This is a genomic window from Endozoicomonas sp. SESOKO3 (assembly GCF_024606255.1).
The window spans coordinates 1-1000 of sequence record NZ_JAHHPR010000600.1; the positions used below are offsets into that span (position 1 = coordinate 1).

Sequence of the window (1000 nt, forward strand, 5' to 3'; positions counted from 1 at the left end):
AATGCCCTGAGAAACAAACAGGTACAACTGGGCGGTGATGATGGTACTGGCGGCAAGATCCGGCAACTGATTCAGGAACAGGCTGATCTGCAAGCTGAGATTGAAACCAGGGAAGCAGGCATTCAGAGAATGAAAGAGGCCCTGAAGGCTGCAGAGGAAGCCGTCGAAAGTGACGGTGGTCCCTTCCAGTACACTCCGAAACAGGCAAAAGTTCTGCAGGCTATCCACAAATTCACGCAGCAGCACTCTCTCAAAAAGCAAGCTCTTGAAGCCGCAATTGGCCTGTCAGAAGTGGCAAGAAAAAGCGGTGGAATAACACCATTGCTTGAGACTTTCAATTTTGACGATGAATTTGCAGCGATTCGCATGCAGGCACTGATCGGAGACAAACTGACTTTTAAACAGGCCAGTCGGATTGTGGAAGTTTTCAGGAGCCTGAAGGCGACCTTCCCTGAATCCTCTCCCGAGCCTGTTGGAGATCAACCCGGGAATGCCCTCAAAGAAATCCAGATTCTTACGCGCAGGGCCAGGCTTGAACTAGCGACAGGGGCACAAGAATACGACGACGAAATTCGCGGCATGGGCAAAGCAGGCATTCACCACGTCAACTATGAACCAAAGGATCTGAAGAGCTTCTCGGAATACTTCGCTACCCGTTCTGCCAGTGGTAACAGGATCATCACTCTGCTGCATGAAGGTCTGATCAGCAAGGTTGAACTTGAGAACTACATGAAGGTCGTCAGAGAAATCGATGGATATCAGACAGTGGCTGAATTTGAACATTTCCTTGCCCACAAACACGGCGTCAATGTGCCACTCTTCAGGGCTAATGTCCAGATGCTATCCGACAAGGGTGTAGAGGAATTCATGCAGAGCACCTTTACTCCTGTGACTGTGACCGCCACTGGTCCAGCGGGTATGAAAGAGTCTGTTGCCGGCATGAAGGAGTACGCCGCTGCGGTCATCGCCAACTACGTTCTTGACGATATTGCCTTTGAAA

At 50.4% G+C, this 1000-nt stretch carries 1 protein-coding gene; it reads left to right on the plus strand.

The genetic code is table 11. The features are described 5' to 3' along the window. A partial coding sequence (locus tag KDK18_RS10290; protein ID WP_257254812.1) for a hypothetical protein occupies positions 1–1000 on the plus strand: 1000 nt, incomplete at both ends.